Annotated in this window: 19 protein-coding genes; 3 read left to right on the top strand and 16 right to left on the bottom strand. The window is 71.0% G+C overall.

Annotated features, from left to right (window positions below):
- Positions 1 to 62 precede the first annotated feature (62 nt).
- The 15 genes from ACZ6SA_RS35230 to ACZ6SA_RS35160 form a co-directional block, all read right to left on the bottom strand.
- A complete protein-coding gene (locus tag ACZ6SA_RS35230; RefSeq protein WP_465833091.1) occupies positions 63 to 1,085 on the bottom strand; it encodes a LacI family DNA-binding transcriptional regulator in 1,023 nt (340 codons plus the stop codon).
- A gap of 269 nt (positions 1,086 to 1,354) precedes the next feature.
- Entirely contained in the window at positions 1,355 to 1,966 is a 612-nt protein-coding gene (locus ACZ6SA_RS35225) for a Uma2 family endonuclease (protein ID WP_465833089.1), read from the bottom strand.
- 187 nt (positions 1,967 to 2,153) lie between these two features.
- Entirely contained in the window at positions 2,154 to 2,825 is a 672-nt protein-coding gene (locus ACZ6SA_RS35220) for an acVLRF1 family peptidyl-tRNA hydrolase (protein ID WP_347644709.1), read from the bottom strand.
- Positions 2,826 to 3,003: 178 nt separating this feature from the next.
- On the bottom strand, positions 3,004 to 3,849 hold the full coding sequence (hisG, locus tag ACZ6SA_RS35215) for an ATP phosphoribosyltransferase (RefSeq protein WP_465833087.1): 846 nt from the start codon (positions 3,847 to 3,849) through the stop codon (positions 3,004 to 3,006).
- 62 nt (positions 3,850 to 3,911) lie between these two features.
- Positions 3,912 to 4,175 carry a phosphoribosyl-ATP diphosphatase gene (locus tag ACZ6SA_RS35210; RefSeq protein WP_132593280.1) on the bottom strand — a complete coding sequence of 88 codons (264 nt, stop codon included), beginning with the start codon at positions 4,173 to 4,175 and terminating at the stop codon, positions 3,912 to 3,914.
- Positions 4,176 to 4,585: 410 nt separating this feature from the next.
- The gene (locus ACZ6SA_RS35205) at positions 4,586 to 6,364 is read right to left on the bottom strand and encodes a DEAD/DEAH box helicase (protein ID WP_465833084.1); all 1,779 of its coding nucleotides are present in this window, start codon (positions 6,362 to 6,364) and stop codon (positions 4,586 to 4,588) included.
- Positions 6,365 to 6,669: 305 nt separating this feature from the next.
- A complete protein-coding gene (locus ACZ6SA_RS35200; RefSeq protein WP_347622244.1) occupies positions 6,670 to 7,029 on the bottom strand; it encodes a metal-sulfur cluster assembly factor in 360 nt (119 codons plus the stop codon).
- 61 nt (positions 7,030 to 7,090) lie between these two features.
- A complete protein-coding gene (gene sufU / locus ACZ6SA_RS35195) occupies positions 7,091 to 7,531 on the bottom strand; it encodes a Fe-S cluster assembly sulfur transfer protein SufU (protein ID WP_465833082.1) in 441 nt (146 codons plus the stop codon).
- A 2-nt stretch (positions 7,532 to 7,533) separates the two neighbouring features.
- Positions 7,534 to 8,790, bottom strand: coding sequence for a cysteine desulfurase (locus ACZ6SA_RS35190; protein WP_465833080.1), 1,257 nt, complete (start codon positions 8,788 to 8,790; stop codon positions 7,534 to 7,536).
- Positions 8,787 to 9,533 (bottom strand): Fe-S cluster assembly ATPase SufC, encoded by a 747-nt coding sequence (sufC, locus tag ACZ6SA_RS35185; protein ID WP_347771376.1) that lies wholly within the window; start codon positions 9,531 to 9,533, stop codon positions 8,787 to 8,789. Before sufC ends, ACZ6SA_RS35190 begins: the two co-directional genes overlap by 4 nt.
- A gap of 5 nt (positions 9,534 to 9,538) precedes the next feature.
- Positions 9,539 to 9,859 (bottom strand): non-heme iron oxygenase ferredoxin subunit, encoded by a 321-nt coding sequence (locus ACZ6SA_RS35180; protein ID WP_465833078.1) that lies wholly within the window; start codon positions 9,857 to 9,859, stop codon positions 9,539 to 9,541.
- On the bottom strand, positions 9,856 to 10,980 hold the full coding sequence (sufD, locus tag ACZ6SA_RS35175; protein WP_465833076.1) for a Fe-S cluster assembly protein SufD: 1,125 nt from the start codon (positions 10,978 to 10,980) through the stop codon (positions 9,856 to 9,858). Before sufD ends, ACZ6SA_RS35180 begins: the two co-directional genes overlap by 4 nt.
- Positions 10,980 to 12,392 carry a Fe-S cluster assembly protein SufB gene (gene sufB, locus ACZ6SA_RS35170; RefSeq protein WP_465833074.1) on the bottom strand — a complete coding sequence of 471 codons (1,413 nt, stop codon included), beginning with the start codon at positions 12,390 to 12,392 and terminating at the stop codon, positions 10,980 to 10,982. The genes sufD and sufB overlap by 1 nt, the downstream gene beginning before the upstream one ends.
- Positions 12,389 to 13,087 (bottom strand): helix-turn-helix transcriptional regulator, encoded by a 699-nt coding sequence (locus ACZ6SA_RS35165; RefSeq protein WP_465833292.1) that lies wholly within the window; start codon positions 13,085 to 13,087, stop codon positions 12,389 to 12,391. The genes sufB and ACZ6SA_RS35165 overlap by 4 nt, the downstream gene beginning before the upstream one ends.
- Positions 13,088 to 13,178: 91 nt before the next feature.
- Positions 13,179 to 14,405, bottom strand: a complete 1,227-nt coding sequence (locus tag ACZ6SA_RS35160) for a multidrug effflux MFS transporter (RefSeq protein ID WP_465833072.1) — start codon at positions 14,403 to 14,405, stop codon at positions 13,179 to 13,181.
- 184 nt (positions 14,406 to 14,589) lie between these two features.
- Between ACZ6SA_RS35160 and ACZ6SA_RS35155 the strand changes: the two genes are divergently transcribed.
- The gene (locus ACZ6SA_RS35155; protein WP_347644719.1) at positions 14,590 to 15,498 is read left to right on the top strand and encodes an ABC transporter ATP-binding protein; all 909 of its coding nucleotides are present in this window, start codon (positions 14,590 to 14,592) and stop codon (positions 15,496 to 15,498) included.
- A gap of 29 nt (positions 15,499 to 15,527) precedes the next feature.
- The gene (locus ACZ6SA_RS35150) at positions 15,528 to 16,292 is read left to right on the top strand and encodes an ABC transporter permease (RefSeq protein ID WP_347644720.1); all 765 of its coding nucleotides are present in this window, start codon (positions 15,528 to 15,530) and stop codon (positions 16,290 to 16,292) included.
- A gap of 45 nt (positions 16,293 to 16,337) precedes the next feature.
- On the opposite strand, the gene ACZ6SA_RS35145 is transcribed toward ACZ6SA_RS35150, so the two are convergent.
- Positions 16,338 to 17,546: an MFS transporter gene (locus ACZ6SA_RS35145; protein ID WP_465833069.1), complete on the bottom strand. Its 1,209-nt coding sequence runs from the start codon at positions 17,544 to 17,546 to the stop codon at positions 16,338 to 16,340.
- 112 nt (positions 17,547 to 17,658) lie between these two features.
- Here ACZ6SA_RS35145 and ACZ6SA_RS35140 point away from each other — a divergent pair, with 112 nt between their 5' ends.
- Entirely contained in the window at positions 17,659 to 18,579 is a 921-nt protein-coding gene (locus ACZ6SA_RS35140) for an EamA family transporter (RefSeq protein ID WP_465833067.1), read from the top strand.
- The last annotated feature ends 156 nt before the right edge of the window (positions 18,580 to 18,735 follow it).

Raw genomic sequence — 18,735 nt, 5'->3', positions numbered from 1 at the left:
GTCGCGGCGCCCCCGGGCGCGTGCGGAGCCCTCGGTCGTTGGGCCCCGCCGGATGAAACGGTTCAGGAATGGAGGCGATAGGGCGCGCTGGACTCGCGGATCACCAGGTCGGGCTGGAAGATGACCTGCCGGTGCCGGTGCTGCCCGGGCTCGGCCACCTCTTCGAGCAGCAAGTCGATGGCCGTGCGCCCCAGCAGCTCGCGCGGCTGCCGCACCGACGACAGCGGCACCGCGGCCGCCGCGGCGAAGTCGATGTCGTCATAGCCGATGATGGCCAGGTCGTCGGGCACGCGCAGTCCGTGCGTGGCCATCGCCTGGAGCAGGCCGAGCGCCATCATGTCGTTGGCGCAGAAGGCCGCCGTGGGCCGCTCGGCGGCCGGCAGCTCCGCCAGTCGCTCGCCGATCGCCCGGCCCTCTGAGACGGTCAGCGTGGGGGCGGTGGCGGTGAGCAGCTCGACGTCGCCTCCGGCCGCGGCCACCGCCCCGGCCACGCCCGCGTGCCGGTCGGCCACCTGTTTGACCGACATCGGCCCGCCGACGAACATGATGCGCCGGTGCCCGCGCTCGACGAGGTGCGCGCCGGCGATCTGCCCGCCCAGCCGGTCGTCGACCGCCACCGAGCACTGCAGCCCGGTGGCCGGGCTGTCGACCAGCACCACGGGAGTGCCCCGGTCGGCCAGCTCCTCCAGCCAGGGCGTCTCCGCCTCGACGGGGGTGATCAGGATGCCCATCACCCGCTGCTGTTCGAGCTGGTCGAGGTGGCGGCGCTCGCGACCGGCGTCACCGGCGCTGTTGCACAACACCACCATCGTGTCGTGGTCGTCGGCCACCGACTCGGCGCCCTGGGCCACGTCCACGAAGAACGGGTTGGCCACGTCGAGCACGACGAGCCCGACCGTGCGGCTGCGGCCCACCCGCAGGTGGCGGGCCACCTCGTTGCGGACGAACCCCAGCTTCTTGATCGCTTCGAAGACGCGTTCGCGGGTGGCGGGCGACACGATCTCCGGACGGTTGAGCACATTGCTCACCGTGCCCACCGAGACGCGCGCCAGCTGCGCGACCTCCTTGATGTTCCTGGTCGCCATCGATCCTCACGAGGCCGTGCCGCTGTAAGTGCATGAGCCGCAACCCGGACGTGGTCCGCGGACGCGGCCACCTGCAGAAACCGCTGCCTGCCGGCGGGGGCGGCCGGACACCGCCCACCGTGAACCCGGCCATCATAGCGGCAATCAAGATTGAATTGAATCGTCTCAACCGGGCCGAACGTGCGGGGGCCCCGCCCGCCTGCGCGAGGCGTGGTCCGGATGGGTACGTTCCCCGTCTCCTGGGTGCGAGGTCGTGGCTTCGACGAGCTCTAAGGCTCGGTGAAGACAGCGGTGTCGAGGTCGAAGCCGACCGGGTCGGGGATGCGCACGGTGGATCCCATGGCGACCCGGGTGACGGTTTGGTACTCGCCTTCTTTGGCGTCACTGAGCACGGTGACGGTGGGTGGTACGGCGATCGGGTCGACCAGCATCATGACGGGAACGCCGCCCGCGGCGTACATGCGAGGCTTTTTCACCCGATCGTCTTCTACGCTGCTCGGCGAGATCACCTCGGCCACCATCAGCAGACCCGAAGACATCAGCTCCCGCTCGCCCCGGCGACGGCAGTCGGGCGGGGCGAGCACGAAATCGGGCTCGACCGGGGTCCGAGGTCCATCGACGCAGACATTCACATTGCCCGCGAAGCCGTCCCAGCCGCGTTGGACTAGCAGAGGAAGCAACGCACGGTAGATCAGCATCGCGATTCTTGCATGCTCGGGGGTGCCGACGGGGCTCACGATCAATCTCCCATCGATGACCTCGGCGCGGAGGCCGGGAAGGGACGGCAGCGCGTCGAAAAGCTCCCGTGCTGTGGCGGGGAGACGTGCGGTGTCGGTCTCGGGCGTGAGCCTGCAGGGGCGCCTGCGTGATGCCGTTACCATGTTGGGCTCCCTACGTGTTCGTACAGTTACGAAAGGTATCGCATGGTCGAAGTGCCACACAGCCACCCGGTAGGGCTGCTCGCTGTCACGACGAGCCTTTGCCGCCGCCTCCCGCCGGACCCGGATGCTCGCCATCGATCAGGCGGCTGAGGAGCGCCACCTGATCCCGCCCTGGGAGGGACCCGGCCTATTCGGCGCTGACGCCTGAAGGATCCACCACACGGACGCGGACCGCGCGGAACGTGGCCGGAGTGTCCTTCAGCACCGCCAGTTTCGGGTCGGGCACCACCAGGAACGGCTCGGTCTCCAGGGCCAGCAGGGGCGCGAGCCGCCGGTCGTGCCGCAGGCCGCCGACCGCCCGCCGGTCCCCGCCGAGCACCACCGCGTCCAGCTCCGCCAGGTGCGGCGAGAGAACCCGCACCGCCGTCGCCACCGCGTCGTCGAACGCCTCGGCCGCCTGCTTGCGCCGCCTCCGGGCGTAGCGCTGCTGGGACCATCCCCCGGCCGCCGTGCGTCCCTGCACCAGCCGTGACCCCACCTTCGACGCGACCAGCGCGGAGCCGTGGAAGACGCCGGCGGCGTACCCGCCGAGCCGCACCAGGAACACCCCCACCCGCCGCTCCGCCGACGCGTGAGCGACCAGCCGGGTGACGTGCGGCGGCCCAGGGGGCGACATGGGCGGGAAGGGCACGTGCAGCTCGGCCAGCGCGCCGTCGTCGGCGAGCAGCCGGACCACCCGGTCGTCCCCCGAAGGGGAGAAGGGTCCGTGACGGCCGGCGAACCCGTCGATCCACGGATGCAGGCGCTCCGGCGGCACGGTCACCCACCGGCCGCCGCCGCTGGCCGGACGCGCGCTCATGATCCGAAGGTTAGCCGACACCATCATGGCCGGGCGGCGCGCCCACGGGCGGGAGGAACTCAGTCGCCGCCCGGGCATCGTCCGCGTCCCCGACCTGATCCGGCAGGTCACGTCGACCAGAAGCTGACGACGCGGCCCCGCGGCGTCAGGGTCTCCCCGGCGCGTGCCCAGGCGAGCGTCAGAGGCGGCAGGCGTAGATGTCGGTGACCAGGATGGCCCGCGCGCCGATGTCCCAGAGCTGGTCCATCACCTGCTGGTGGCCCTTGCGCCGGACCATCGCCCGCACGGCCACCCACCCCTCGCGGTGCAGCGGGGAGACCGTCGGCCCCTCCATGCCGGGGGTGAGGGCGATGGCCTCCTCGATGCGCTCGGCGCGGATGTCGTAGTCCATCATGACGAAGTCGCGGGCGTGCACGACGCCCTGGAGGCGGCGTACGAGCTGGTCGAGGCCCTGCGCCTCCGGCGCGCTCTGCCGCTTGATCAGCACGCCCTCAGAGCGCATGATCGGCTCCCCGAACACCTCGAGGCCGACGTTGCGCAGCGTGGTGCCGGTCTCCACGACGTCGGCGACGGCGTCGGCCACGCCCAGGCGGATCGCGGTCTCGACGGCGCCGTCGAGCTTGATCACGCGTGCGTCGACGCCCTGGTCGGAGAGGTATTTGTCGAGCAGCCCCGCATAGGAGGTGGCGATGCGCCGGCCGTCGAGGTCTTTGACCGACGCCATCGTGCCCGCCATGGCGGCCAGCCGGAAGGTGGAGCCGCCGAAACCGAGCGGCATGATCTCCTCGACCGGCGCGCCCGAGTCGATCAGCATGTCGCGGCCGGTGATGCCGGCGTCGAGGGTGCCCTCGCCGACGTAGACGGCGATGTCACGGGGGCGCAGGAAGAACAGCTCGCAGCCGCTGGCCTCGTCGACCACGACGAGCTCCTTGTTGTCCCTGCGCGGCCGGTAGCCGGCCTCTTTGAGCATGGCTTGGGCGGCCTCGCTGAGGGCGCCCTTGTTGGGTACTGCCAGACGCAGCATGTCAGGTCCTTAGTCGTCTCTGTCGCTTCTCCAGGGCTTGCCGGTGACGGGCGCGTCGCGCCCTAGAGATGCTTGTAGACCTGGTCGAGCCCGATGCCCTTGGCGATCATGAGCACCTGCACGTGGTAGAGCAGTTGTGAGATCTCCTCGGCGGCTCTGTCGTCCGACTCGTGCTCGGCGGCCATCCAGCTCTCGGCGGCCTCCTCGACGACCTTCTTGCCGATGGCATGGACGCCGGCGTCGAGCGCGGCCACGGTGCCCGAGCCCGCGGGCCGGGTGGCGGCTTTCTCTGACAGCTCGGCGAACAGCTCTTCGAAGGTCTTCATGGTCTCTCTCGTCGATTGGCTGACGTGCCTGTCAAGCCTAGTCTGCGCCAGGCACTGGCGCCGCCCGGTGTCCGCCACGCGGGACGCCTGCGCCGACGAGAAGGACACATCGGACGATTCATCGCACTGTACCTCAACCTCGATGATCGGCCCGCGAAGGCCCCGGCCCGGCCGCGGACAGGCAAGCAGTGAACATCCGGGTGCCGATGCCGGTGCGGGCACGGCACGGTGCTGTGCGTCGCCGGGGGCTCGGCGCGCTCCCCCACGGGCGCCTTCCAGGCGTTCGAGGCCGTCCACGTCGACTCCAGCGGTGCTTCACCCGCGGCATCGCCCTCAGCGCTCCCAAGGGCTGGAACGGCGCTGCCCGCCGCACCTGGTGAGGTGCGGCGGGCAGCGCGTGGTCACAGGCGTCAGCGCTCGTAGCGACCGGAGTTGCGGCGGTAGCCGCCCTTGCCGCGCTCCCCCGGGCGGTAGCCGTCACGCGGCCCCCGGTCGTCCGGGCGCCCGCCGCCGGAGCGGTAGCCGTCGCGCGGCCCGCGCTCGTCGGTGCGGTAGCCGCGCTCGCGGTCGGCCGAGAACGGGCGGCCGCGGTCGGAGGAGTAGCGCGGCCCCGTGCCGGCACGGTCGTCGGAGCGGAACCCGCCCCGCTGGCCGCGGTCGTCCTGGCGGTAGGGGCGGTCGTCGGAACGGTAGCCGCCGCGCGGCCTGCCGTCACGAGGCTCCTGGCCCCGGCTGAAGGGACGCTCGCCCTCGGCGTGCCTGCGCGGACGCCGGTCACCGTCGAACTCCCTGCGCGGACGGCGGTCCTCACCCGACGCGAACGGCCGCTCGCCGCCCTCGTCGTGGCGGCGCGGACGCCGGTCGCCGTCGAAGTCGCGGCGCGGGCGGCGACCGCGGCGCTCGGAGCCGTTGTGGCCGCCGTCGCGGCGGGGCCGCAGCGGCTTGCGCACGTCGGGCTCCCAGACGGGGACGGCCTCACCGCTCGGCGTGCGGGCCCCGGTGACCTCGGCGAGCCTGGGGTGGCCCGGCGTGACCTTCAGGCGGAACGGGTGGATGCCGGCGCGCCGGGTGAGGGCGTCGGTCGAGCGCCGCTCGTTGGGCAGCACCAGCGTGACCACGGTGCCCTTCTCGCCGGCGCGGGCCGTGCGGCCGCCCCGGTGCAGGTAGCTCTTGTGGTCCTGCGGCGGGTCGACGTGCAGCACGAGGCTGATGTTGTCGACGTGGATGCCGCGCGCCGCGACGTCGGTGCAGACGAGCACGCCGATGGAGCCCTCGCGGAACTCGGCGAGGATGCGGGTGCGCTGGTTCTGGCGCTTGCCGCCGTGCAGGCCGCCCGCCTTGACGCCGACCCTGGCCAGCTGCTTGCAGAGCCGGTCGACGCCGTGCTGGGTGCGGACGAAGATGATCGTACGGCCCTCGCGGTTGGCGATCGCGGCCGTGACGTCGAACTTGTCGTCGCGCGTGACCTGCATCACGTGGTGCTCCATGGTGTCGACCGGAGAGGTCGCGGGGGCCACGGAGTGGGTGATCGGGTCCTTCAGGAAGCGCCGTACGAGCTTGTCGACGTCGCCGTCGAGCGTGGCGGAGAACAGCAGCCGCTGCCCGTCGGCCGGCGTCTGCGCGAGCAGCTCGGTGACGACGGGGAAGAAGCCGAGGTCGCACATGTGGTCGGCCTCGTCGAGGACGCTGACCTCGACGTCGGACAGGGAGCACTCGCCCTGCCTGATCAGGTCGCCGAGGCGGCCGGGGGTGGCGATGACGACGTCGACGCCGCGCCGCAGCGCCTCGATCTGCTTGCCCATGGACATGCCGCCGACGACGACCTTCATGCGCAGCCCGAGGCCGCGGCCGAGAGGCTCGAGAGCGTCGTGCACCTGGAGCGCGAGCTCTCGGGTCGGCACGAGGATCATGGCCTTGGGGCGGCCGGGGGCGGGCCGCACGCCCGCGATGCGGGCCATGGTGGGCAGGCCGAAGGCGAGCGTCTTGCCGGAGCCGGTCTGGCCCCGGCCGAGCACGTCGTGGCCGGCGAGCACGTCGGGGATGGTCGCGCTCTGGATGGGGAAGGGGCTGTCGAAGCCCAGCTTGGCCAGCCCGGTGACGAGCGGCTTCGGCAGGCCGAGCAGCTCGAACTCGGAGGGGCCAGGCTCGGGAGTGGACTCGCCGAGCTCGGGCATGACAGCGTCAAGCATGGTCACGAAAGTCGTGCCTTTCCGTCGAAGTGGCGCGTCACTTCTGCGAAAGGACGAGCCGGGACGTACGGCGCTGGCCGTACATGTTCAAGGGCACCCGCCGTCGGGGCGGGTCGAGAATGAGGGGGACACACCGGGGCACCGGCCGCAGGCGGCGCTAGACGCGCAATGAGACGTCGGGTGCGTCTGGTGCCAACGCCGGGATGTTATCGGATATTCCCCGGATGGGTCCGGACCTTCCAGAACCCGCTCTGGCACACACTGAAACGGCCGACGCTTTACGCCAGCCGTGACAGCAGCAAAGATCAGACGTTAAAGCCTAGCATACGCAGTTGCTCGCGACCCTCGTCGGTGATCTTGTCAGGCCCCCATGGCGGCAACCAGACCCAGTTGATCTTGACATCGGAGACCATGCCGTCCAGCGCGGAGTGGGCCTGGTCCTCGATGACGTCGGTCAGGGGGCAGGCCGCGCTGGTCAGCGTCATGTCGATGGTCGCCACAGGCTGCCCGCCGTCGGACGGGTCGAGGTTGAGCCCGTAGATGAGGCCCAGATCGACCACGTTGATGCCGAGCTCGGGGTCGACGACGTCCTTCAGCGCCTCCATGACCTCGTCGACGCTCGTGTCACCGTCGAAGCCGGTCGGGGTCTCCACTGGCTTGCTCATGACATCTCCTTCGCCGTCGTGAGTGAACCGCCGGGTCGCATCATGCCTTCGTCGCGTTCACTCACGTGGCAGCGCTCCTCACTACAGCGTCCTTGTAGGCCATCCAGGAAAGCAACGCACATTTCACCCGTGCCGGGAACTTGGCGACGCCCGCGAACGCGACCGCGTCGCCGAGCACCTCCTCGTCGGCCTCCACCTTGCCCCTGCCCTGCATGAGCCGGGTGAACTCGTCGACCACGGAGAGCGTCTCCTCGACCGTCGAGCCGGTGGCCAGCTCGTGCAGCACCGACGCGGCCGCCTGGCTGATCGAACAGCCCTGACCGTCGTAGGAGACATCGAGAATCTTGCCGGCGTCGTCCACCTTGACCCTGAGCGTGATCTCGTCGCCGCACGTCGGGTTCACGTGGTGAACCTCGGCGTCGTACGGCTCGCGCAGCCCCCGCCCCTGCGGATGCTTGTAGTGTTCCAGGATCAGCTCCTGGTACATCGACTCGCCGATCATGGCTATGCGAACACCTTCTGAACGTGATGGAGGCCACGCACCAGGGCGTCGATCTCGCCCGTGGTGTTGTACAGATAGAACGACGCCCGCGTGGTCGCCGGTATTCCGAAGCGTAGATGCAGGGGGCGCGCGCAGTGGTGCCCCACGCGGACGGCGACGCCGAACTGGTCGTCGAGAATCTGACCCACGTCGTGCGGGTGGATGCCCTCCAGCGTGAACGCCAGCGTGCCGCCGCGCTCCTCGAGCGTGTCAGGACCGATGAGACGCAGGCCGGGCACCTCGCGCAGGGCGTCGAGCGCGTGGGCCGTCAGCGCGCGCTCGTGGGCCTCCACGGCCTCCATGCCGACGCCGGTGAGGTAGTCGACGGCCGCGCCGAGCCCGATGGCCTCGACGATCGGCGGCGTGCCCGCCTCGAACTTGTGCGGGATGGGCGCGTACGTCGAGCGGTCCATCCAGACCGCCTCGATCATCTCGCCGCCGCCCAGGAACGGCGGCATCGCCTCGAGCACCTCGGTCCTGCCCCACAACACGCCGATGCCCGAGGGGCCGACCATCTTGTGACCGGTGAAGGCCACGAGGTCGGCGCCGAGCCCGGTCACGTCCACCGGGTGGTGCGGCACGGACTGGGAGGCGTCGAGCAGGACGAGCGCGCCCACCTCGTGGGCCCGCGCGGCCACGGCGGCGACCGGGTTGACGGTGCCGAGCACGTTGGACTGGTGGGCGATCGAGACGATCTTCGTCCGCTCGGTGATGAGGCCGGGGTCGTAGTCGAGCCGCCCGTCGCCGGTGACCCCGAACCACTTCAGCGTCGCGCCGGTGCGCTGCACGAGCAGCTGCCACGGCACGATGTTGGAGTGGTGTTCCATCTCGGAGATGACGATCTCGTCGCCGGGGCCGAGCGTGAACCGCGGATCGGTGGCGGCTGGGTTGCCGAAGGAGTAGGCGACGAGGTTGAGCGCCTCGGAGGCGTTCTTGGTGAAGACGACCTCGTCGCGCGAGGGCGCCCCGATGAAGCCCGCGACCTTGTCACGGGCGCTCTCGTAGGCGTCGGTCGACTCCGCGCCCAGCACGTGCATCGCCCGGCCGACGTTGCTGTAGTGGAGCGCAAGATGGTCGCGCATGGTCTCGATGACCTGGTTGGGCTTCTGCGAGGAGTTGCCCGAGTCGAGGTAGACGAGCGGTCGCCCGTCGGGCAGCTCGCGGGAGAAGACCGGGAAGTCCTTCCTGATCTTCTCCACGTCCAAGCCGTCGTATGTCATGCAGACGCCTTCGTGTACTGCTCGTAGCCCTCCGACTCGAGCTTGTCGGCCAGCTCGGGGCCACCCTCCTCGACGATCCTGCCGCCCGCGAAGACGTGCACGAAGTCGGGCTTCACGTACCGCAGGATGCGCGTGTAGTGGGTGATCAGCAGCACGCCGGTCTCGCCGGTGGCGCGGAAGCGGTTGATGCCCTCCGACACCACGCGCAGCGCGTCGACGTCGAGACCGGAGTCGGTCTCGTCGAGCACCGCGATCTTCGGCTTGAGCAGCTCGAGCTGGAGGATCTCGTGGCGCTTCTTCTCGCCGCCGGAGAAGCCCTCGTTGAGGTTGCGCTGGGCGAAGGCGGCGTCGATGGCCAGCGCGTCCATGCCGTTCTTCAGGTCCTTGGCGAACTGGCGCAGCTTGGGGGCCTCGCCCTGGACGGCGGTGACCGCCGAGCGCAGGAAGTTGGAGACCGACACGCCGGGGACCTCGACGGGGTACTGCATGGCCAGGAACAGGCCGGCGCGGGCCCGCTCGTCGACCGACAGCTCCAGCAGGTCGACGCCGTCGAGCAGCACCTCGCCGCCGGTGATGGTGTATTTCGGGTGACCGGCGATCGCGTAGGCGAGCGTCGACTTGCCCGAGCCGTTGGGGCCCATGATGGCGTGGGTCTCGCCGGACTTCACGGTCAGGTTGACGCCGCGCAGGATTTCCTTGTCCTCGACGGCGACCTTCAGGTCACGGATCTCTAGGGTGGACATGTCTTCTATGACTCCTTCGAGAGCGAGACGAGGACGTCATCGCCGTCGATCTTGACTGTGTATACGTTCACCGGCCGGGTCGCGGGCGGGCCCGTGGGCTTGCCCGTACGGACGTCGAAGCACGAGCCGTGCAGCCAGCACTCCAGCGTGCCGTCATAGACCTCGCCCTCGCTGAGCTTCACCTCGGCGTGGGAGCAGACGTCGTGCAGGGCGAAGACCTCGCCGCCCCTGCGCACGAGCGCGACGGCGGTCTCCCCCACCTCGACGCCGAGCACCCCGCCGTCGGGGATGTCGTCGAGCGCGCACACCTTCTCGAATGCGGTCATCGGGCCAGCTCCGCCTCCACCGCGCCGAGCACGCGCTCGCGGATCTCCTCGACCTGGATCTTCTCGATGAGCTGGCCGAGGAACCCCCTGATGACCAGGCGGCGGGCCTCGTCGTAGGGGATGCCGCGGGCCTGGAGGTAGAAGATGTGCTCGTCGTCGAGGCGGCCGGACGCGGAGGCGTGCCCCGCACCCGCGACCTCGCCGGTGAGGATCTCCAGGTTGGGCACCGAGTCGGCGCGGGCGCCGTCGGTGAGGATGAGGTTGCGGTTGAGCTCGTAGGTGTCGGTGCCCTCGGCCTCCACCCTGATGATCACGTCGCCGATCCAGACGGCGTGCGCCTCCTCGCCCTGCAGGGCGCCGCGGTAGTCGACGTTGCTCTTGCAGTTGGGCTGCGAGTGGTCGACGAGCAGGCGGTGCTCCAGGTGCTGGCCGGCGTCGACGAAGTAGACGCCCGACAGGTCGGCGTCGCCGCCGGGAGCGGTGTAGGACACGCTGGGCGACAGGCGTACGAGGTCGCCGCCGAGCGTCGCCACGAAGCTGCGGAAGGTCGCGTCCTTGGCGAGCTGGGCGTGGTGGTGGGAGACGTGGACCGCGTCGTCCTCCCAGTCCTGCAGGCTGACGACCTTGAGCGTGGCGCCGTCGCCGACGACGAACTCGACGTTGTCGGCGTAGATCGCGTGCCCCAGGTGCTCGATGACCACCACGGCCTCGGCGAGCGGCTCGACCTTGACCACGATGTGGCCGAACGTGGCGCCGTCGAGGCCGCCGCCGCGCACCTCGACGCGGATCGGCTCGTCCGGCGTGGCCTCCTTGGGCACGGTCACGACCAGCGCCTTCTCGAAGGCGGAGTAGGCCTGCGCGCTGACCCGGTCGGCCGGCACGTAGGCCTGGCCGATGCGGGGGTCGCCGCGTCCCACCCACTCGGCGGTGACGCCGGCCGGGGTGGAGACCTGGGTGAGCGCCTGACCCGTGATCTCTGCCTTGCCGTTGTGCAGCCCCTTCAGGCGCGAGAGCGGCGTGAACCGCCACGCCTCCTCGCGCCCGGTCGGGACGGCGAAGTCGGCCAGGTCGTAGGACGCCTTCTCGTGCAGGGTCGACAGGGGCTTCTCGTTCAGGCCCATCAGCCGACGGCTCCTTCCATCTGCAGCTCGATCAGCCGGTTGAGCTCGAGGGCGTATTCCATGGGCAGCTCGCGCGCGATCGGCTCCACGAAGCCGCGCACGATCATGGCCATCGCCTCGTCCTCGTCGAGCCCGCGGCTCATGAGGTAGAAGAGCTGGTCCTCGCTGACCTTGGAGACCGTGGCCTCGTGCCCCATCGACACGTCGTCCTCGCGGACGTCGACGTAGGGGTAGGTGTCGGAGCGGCTGATCTGGTCGACGAGCAGCGCGTCGCACTTGACGGTGCTGGCGCTGCCGTGGGCGCCCTCCTCGATCTGCACGAGACCGCGGTAGGAGGTGCGGCCGCCGCCGCGCGCCACCGACTTGGAGATGACGCTGGAGCTCGTGTGCGGCGCCAGGTGCACCATCTTGGAGCCGGCGTCCTGGTGCTGGCCCTCGCCGGCGAACGCGACGCTCAGCGTCTCGCCCTTGGCGTGCTCGCCCATGAGGTAGACGGCCGGGTATTTCATCGTGACCTTGGAGCCGATGTTGCCGTCGATCCACTCCATGGTCGCGCCCTCGTACGCCACGGCGCGCTTGGTGACCAGGTTGTAGACGTTGTTGGACCAGTTCTGGATGGTCGTGTAACGGCAGCGGGCGTTCTTCTTCACGATGATCTCGACGACCGCGCTGTGCAGCGAGTCGGAGGAGTAGATCGGCGCGGTGCAGCCCTCCACGTAGTGGACGTAGCTGTTCTCGTCGACGATGATCAGGGTCCGCTCGAACTGGCCCATGTTCTCGGTGTTGATCCGGAAATAGGCCTGCAGCGGAATCTCGACCTCGACGTTCGGCGGCACGTAGATGAACGAGCCACCCGACCACACGGCGGTGTTGAGCGCGGCGAACTTGTTGTCGCCCACCGGGATGACCGAGCCGAAGTATTCCTTGAAGAGCTCTTCGTGCTCCTTCAGGCCCGTGTCGGTGTCGACGAAGACGACGCCCTTCTCCTCGAGGTCCTCACGGATCTTGTGGTAGACGACCTCGGACTCGTACTGGGCGGCGACGCCGGCGATGAGGCGCTGCTTCTCCGCCTCGGGGATGCCGAGCTTGTCGTAGGTGTTCTTGATGTCGGCGGGCAGCTCGTCCCAGGACGTGGCCTGCTTCTCGGTCGAGCGTACGAAGTATTTGATGTTGTCGAAGTCGATGTCCGTGAGGTCGGAGCCCCAGGTCGGCAGCGGCTTCTTGTCGAACAGGCGGAGGCCCTTCAGGCGAAGGTCGAGCATCCACTCCGGCTCGTTCTTGAGCGCGGAGATGTTGCGGACGACCTCCTCGGACAGGCCGCGCTTGGCCGCCGCGCCCGCGGCATCCGGGTCGGCCCAGCCGAACTTGTAATTCCCGAGGCCTTCCAGCTCCGGGCGGTCGGTGACAGTCACCTTCCGGTCTCCTTGCTCTTGTCTCTATGTGCGGATTCGCCCAGCGTCTGCGGGCTCACGTGTGTCGTGCATACCCCGTCGCCGTGAGCGATCGTGGCCAGGCGCTGCACCGGGACGCCGAGCAGCTGCGCGAACGCCTCCGTCTCGGCCTCACACAGCTGCGGGAACTCCGCCGCCGCGTGTGCCACCGGGCAGTGATGCTGGCAGAGCTGGTCACCCCCCGACTTGGCCTTGCTGGCCGAGGCGGCGTACCCCTCCGCCGACAGCGCCTGCGCCAGCACCTGCACGCGCTGGTCCGCCGGCACCGTCCGCATGGCCGGCTCCAGCCGCCTCAGCAGGCTCGAGACCTGCGAGCGGGCGAAGTCGGCCACCGCTTCCTCTCCCATGCGCTCGGCCAGGAAGCGCAGCGCGCTCCCGGCCAGGTCGTCATAGGCGTGCTCGAAAGCACTGCGCCCCGCGTCGGTGATGGCGAACAGCTTGGCCGGCCGCCCGCGACCGCGCTGGCCGCGCGGGCGCGCCATGCGAGGCTCGATCATCCCGTCGGCCAGCAGCGCGTCCAGGTGCCTGCGGACGGCGGCGGGCGTGAGCCCGAGCCGCTCGCCGAGCGCTCCGGCCGTGACGGGACCATGCTCCAGAATCAGCCTGGCGACACGGGCGCCGGTGCCGCGCTCGTTACCGGGCTCGCTCAGGTGCATGTTTTTCACAACATCAGTGTGCCGTAATTCCTTCCCGCTTCACAAACGGATCCGGAAACGGGGCGAATGCAATTTCTCACGCAGGGTAGGCTTACCTAACTTGCGGGCGGCCCAGGACGGCGAAGGTCAGGGCGGAGCCGAGGATGAGCGCCAGCATGACACAGGCCATGGGCACGGCACTGGCGGATCCGACCAGCCCGACCAGCGGCGCCGCGACCGCGCCGAGCGCGAACTGCAGCACGCCGAGCAGCGCGGAGGCGCTGCCCGCCACCTGGGCGGGCTGCGAGGCCAGCGCGAGCGCGCCGGTGCCCGGCAGCACCAGGCCCTGGCCGAGCATGATGACGAACAACCCGCCGACGATGTACCACAGGCCGAGCCCGGCCAGCGCGGCCGACAGCAGCAGCGCGGCTCCGGTCAGGCCGGTGGCCAGCCCGATGAGCACCAGCCGGGCCGGCGGCACCCGCCCCGACAGCCGGCCGCCCAGCTGGGCCGTGAGGGTGAGGGCCAGCGCGTTGAGCCCGAAGATGAGGGAGTACTGCTGGGGCGTGGCGCCGTACACCTCCTGGAGGACGAACGGCGAGCCGGAGATGTAGCTGAACATCGCTCCGAACGCGAGCCCGGCCGTCAGGGCGGAGCCCATGAACGGGCGGTCACGCAGCAGCCGCCAGAACGTGCGCACGGTGTGCTTGAGGCCGCCGCCCTCGCGCTCGGCCGCGGGCAGCGTCTCGCGCACGCCCGCCAGCATGGCCAGCAGCAGCACCAGGCCGATGAGGCTGAGCACCACGAACACGCCCCGCCACGACGTGAACGCCAGCAACTGGGCGCCCGCGATCGGCGCCAGGATGGGAGCCAGACCGCTCACCAGCATGAGCGTGGCGAAGATGCGGGCGATGGCGGCGCCGTCGTACAGGTCGCGCACGACAGCCCGCACGATGACCAGCGCCGCGCCGCCCAGCATGCCCTGCAGCAGCCGGAACGCGATGAGCATGGGCACCGACGGCGCGAACGCGCACAACAGCGAGGCCGCCATGAATCCGGCCACGCCCACCATCAGCGGCACCCTCCTGCCGCGCACGTCGCTGACCGGCCCGGCGATCACCTGGCCGACGGAGACGCCGATGAGGCAGGCGGTGAGGGTGAGCTGCACCTGCGCGGGGGCGCTGAGCATCTCGGAGGTGATGGCGGGCAGCGCGGGGAGGTACATGTCGATGGAGAGCGGCCCGATCGCCGACAGCGCCCCGAGAATCAGCAGCAGCAGCCCGCGGCGGCCCCTTCGCTCATGAACGACGGCGGCGGACGTGGCCTCTGCCACGGACATGGATGCCCCTCTCCCTCGCGGACCGGTGGCCCACGAGGGCCGAAGGATCAAACCAGTGCCGGCTTCTCCTAATTCCCGGTCATCAGATATTTCTTGGTGATTCCATGACCCGGACGAGGAACACGCGATCCGGCCGGGCTCACCTGCGGCCGGGACCGCCCGCCGCAGTCCCTAAACTCGTGGCATGGACTCCCCAGCCGTCGAGATCATCGACCTGGTCAAGCGTTACGGCGGCACCACCGCCGTCGACGGCCTCACGCTCCGCGCCGAACGCGGGGCGGTCACCGCGGTCCTCGGCCCCAACGGTGCGGGCAAGACGTCCACGGTGGAGATCTGCGAGGGCTTCCGCGAGGCCGACGCGGGCACCGTCAGAGTGCTCGGCCTGGCGCCCGCGCTGCCCGAGCTGCGGCCGCGCGTGGGAGTCATGCTGCAGGCGGGCGGCGTGCCGCCGGCGATGCGCTGCGCCGAGTGGCTGCGCCTGGTCTCCCGCTTCTACGCCCGTCCCCTCGACACCGGCGCGCTGCTCGCCCGGCTGGGGCTGACGGAGCACGTACGCACCCCCTACCGGCGGCTGTCGGGCGGGCAACAGCAGCGCCTGTCGCTGGCCGCGGCCGTCGTCGGGCGGCCGGAGCTGGTCTTCCTCGACGAGCCGACGGCCGGGCTCGACCCGCAGGCCAGGCACGCCTGCTGGGATCTGGTGGGCGAGCTGCGCGGCGCGGGCGTGTCCGTGGTGCTGACCACCCACCACATGGACGAGGCCGAGCGGCTGGCCGACCACGTGGCGATCATCGACAGGGGGCGGGTCGTGGCCGAGGGCAGCCCCGCCTCGCTCACGGGCGCCGAGCGCCAGCTGCGGTTCAGGGCGCGGCCGGGGCTGGCGCTGGAAGAGCTGCTCAACGCGCTGCCCACGGGCAGCGCGGCCAAGGAGTCGCCCGCCGGGCACTACATCATCGAAGGCCTGGTCGGGCCCGAGCTGCTGGGCACGGTGACGGCCTGGTGCGCCTCCGAGGGCGTCACGGCCGACGACCTGCGCATCGAGCGCCGCACCCTCGAAGACGTGTTCCTGGAGCTCACCGGCAGGGAACTGCGATGACCGCTCGGCCCGCACCCGATGGAGGCGCGATGACCACGCTGGACTTCACCCCCGCGCCCGGCGCGGCGCCGTTCCCGCGCATGGTGTTCGCGCAGGCGCGCGCCGAGGTTCGCGCGACCCTCCGCAACGGCGAGCAGCTGGCGCTCACCCTGGTCCTCCCGGTGTTGCTGCTGGCGGGGTTCTCGATGATGCCGCTGATCGACGTCGGCGGCAGCCGGGTCGACTTCCTGACGCCCGGCGTGCTGGCCCTGGCCGTCATGTCCACGGCGTTCACCGGCCAGGCCATCGCGACCGGGTTCGAGCGCCGCTACGGCGTGCTGAAGCGGCTGGGCGCGACCCCGCTGTCCCGAGCCGGTCTCATGCTCGCCAAGACGGCCGCCGTCGTGGCCGTGGAGGTCATCCAGGCCGTCGTGATCGTGGCCGTGGGGCTGGCGCTGGGGTGGCGGCCGCACGGGTCGTTCCTGAGCGCCGCGCTGCTCATCGTCGTCGGCACGGCGGCGTTCAGCGGCCTGGGGCTGCTCATGGCGGGCACGCTGCGCGCCGAGGCGACGCTGGCCGCCGCCAACCTCGTCTACCTGGTGCTGCTGGGCGCCGGCGGGGTGGTCTTCCCGCTGTCGAAGTTCCCCGAGGGGATGAGGCCGGTGCTGGAGATCCTGCCGATCTCTGCGCTGACCGGCGGGCTGCGCTCGGTGCTCGCGCAGGGCGTGGCGCTGCCGATCGTCCCGCTGGCCGTGCTGGCGGCGTGGGCGGTGCTGTCGCTGGGGCTGGTCTCGCGCACCTTCCGCTGGGAGTGAAGGGGAGCCCCGGGCGGCGGTGACCGCGAGGCACCCACCCGGGCCTCATCCGGGTTGCGGCCGGGGCGCTTCGGCGCCGAGGGCTCCGTAGCGGCGCCTGGCCAGCGCGGCCACCACGGTCAGCGGGACCGCCGCGACCGCCGCAAGGCCGAACAGCAGCGCGTACCTCCCCTGGTCGGCCAGCGGCCCGGCCGCCCAGGAGGCGGCGGCGCTGCCCACGAACAGCGCCGAGGCGAAGAACGCGATCGTCGTCCCCCTGGCCTCCGGCACCACCGAGGTGGCCCACGTCTGCAGCGACGAGTGCAGGAACGACCAGCCGCCGCCCAGCAGCAGCGCCGTCACGGTCACGGTCGGCAGGCTCACGTGCACGGTCACGATCGCGAAGCCGGCGCACAGCTGCGCGCCGCCCACCGTCATGAGCACCGGCGCGGGCCAGCGTCCCACCAGCCGCTTGACGAGCTTGGACAACGCCCACAGACCCAGCCCGTACGCGGTGATGGCGAGCCCGGCCACGGCGGCGGCGAACCCGGCGTGCTCCAGCGCGGTGGCCAGGAAGGGCATGACGCCGAGCAGGATCGCCCCTTCGACGAACGCCAGCCCGAACACCAGCAGCGCCCATCCGTGCCCGAGCACCGCGCCCAGGTAGCGGCCCACGCCCCGCGCGGCGCCCGCGGGCCCGGCTCGGGGCGGCTCGGGCAGCGAGCGGAGCGCGTACGCGCAGGCCAGCGCGCAGGCGGCGGGCACCACGAAGGCCACCCGCCAGTTCAGCAGGCCGGCGAGCACTCCGCCGAGGCCGGTGGCCAGGGCGGTGCCGAGGGAGGCGGCGGCCATCAGGTCCGTGAGCGCGCGCTGCCGGACCGGCGCCCGGACCGTGTCGCCCACGTACGTCAGGCTGGTGGGGATCACCGCGCCGAAGCAGGCCCCTGCGACGATCCTGGCCGCGACCAGCGCCCCCAGCACGGGCATGAGCGCGGAGACCAGCCCTGCCAGCGCCGCGCCGAGCAGCGCTCCGCGCATCACCCGCACCCTGCCGAACCGGTCGGACAGCAGCCCCCACAGCGGCTGGGACAACCCGTAGGCCAGGTAGTAGCCGCTGGCGGCGGTGACGGACGCCGACAGGGACACGTCCAGGTCCTTGGCGATCAGCACGAGCATGGGGGTGACGGCGAAGCGGTCGAAGCTGCTGACGAACGACGACACGGACAGGGCCGCCGGCGGCCGCTCGATGCTCACGGGGAGGTCTGGGGGTCTCATACGTCCATAGTTCGTTTGTCTAACTAAATGATCGAGTACCACTCTAAGTGGGCAAATGTCGAAGGGCGTCAGTAGGCTCTTGGGGTTGCCCTTTTCACAGGTGAGGAATCCCGTGTCCGCCTTCGCCCTCGACGAACCGTTCGATCGCCGCCCCGGCCTGTCGCGGGCGGGCAGCGTGCTGCGCGCCGCCGCCGACTCGATACCGCCCTCCAGCCTCGTCCTGCTGGGGATCTTCAGCGTGCAGCTCGGCGCCGGATTCGCCAAGGAGCTGTTCGCGGCGCTGCCGCCGAGCGCGGTGGTGTTCCTGCGCATCGCGGCGGGGGCGCTCATCCTGGGCGCGTTCGTCAGGCCGCGGCTCAAAGGGCTGGCCGGACGTGACTGGGCGCTGGGCATCGGCTTCGGCGTGACGCTCGCGGTGATGAACCTGACCTTCTACGAGGCCCTGTCGCGGCTGCCGATGGGGATCGCCGTGGCCATCGAGTTCCTCGGGCCGCTGGGCGTGGCGGTGGCGGCCTCCCGGCGCAGGATCGACCTGCTGTGGGTGGGCCTGGCCGGCGCGGGCGTGGTGCTGCTCGCGCCGTGGGGAGAGTCGGCCTCGGCGAGCTGGGCGGGGATCGCCTTCGCGATGCTGGCGGGGACCTGCTGGGCCGGGTACATCCTGCTGTCGGCGGCGGCCGGGCAACGTTTTCCCGGCACGAGCGGGCTGTCGTTCGCGATGATCGTGTCGGCCGTGGTGATCGCGCCCGTCGGGATCACGACCGGCGGGGCGGACCTGCTCCAGCCCGAGCTGCTGCTGATCGGGCTCGGCGTGGGGCTGCTGTCGTCGGTGATCCCCTACTCGCTGGAGCTGCGGGCGCTGCGGCGCATGCCCAAGCAGGTGTTCGGCATCCTGATGAGCATGGAGCCGGCCGCGGCGGCGCTGATCGGGGTGCTGCTGCTGAGCGAGTTCCTGCACGTGCAGCAGTGGGCGGCGATCATCTGCATCGTGGCCGCGAGCCTCGGCTCGACGCGGATGGCCGGCCGCGCGAAATAGCGGCGGCCCTCACACGGCGGGATCGCAAGACGGGCCGGGGGGGGGGGGGGGGGGGGGGGGTTGGGGGGGGGGGGGGGGGGGGGGGGGGGGGGGGGGGGGGGGGGGGGGGGGGGGGGGGGGGGGGGGGGGGGGGGGGGGGGGGGGGGGGGGGGGGGG

This window comes from Nonomuraea sp. NPDC049378 (assembly GCF_055586745.1).
The sequence above is the reverse complement of the archived record's forward strand: the minus strand, read 5'-3'. Positions and strand labels throughout refer to the sequence as shown.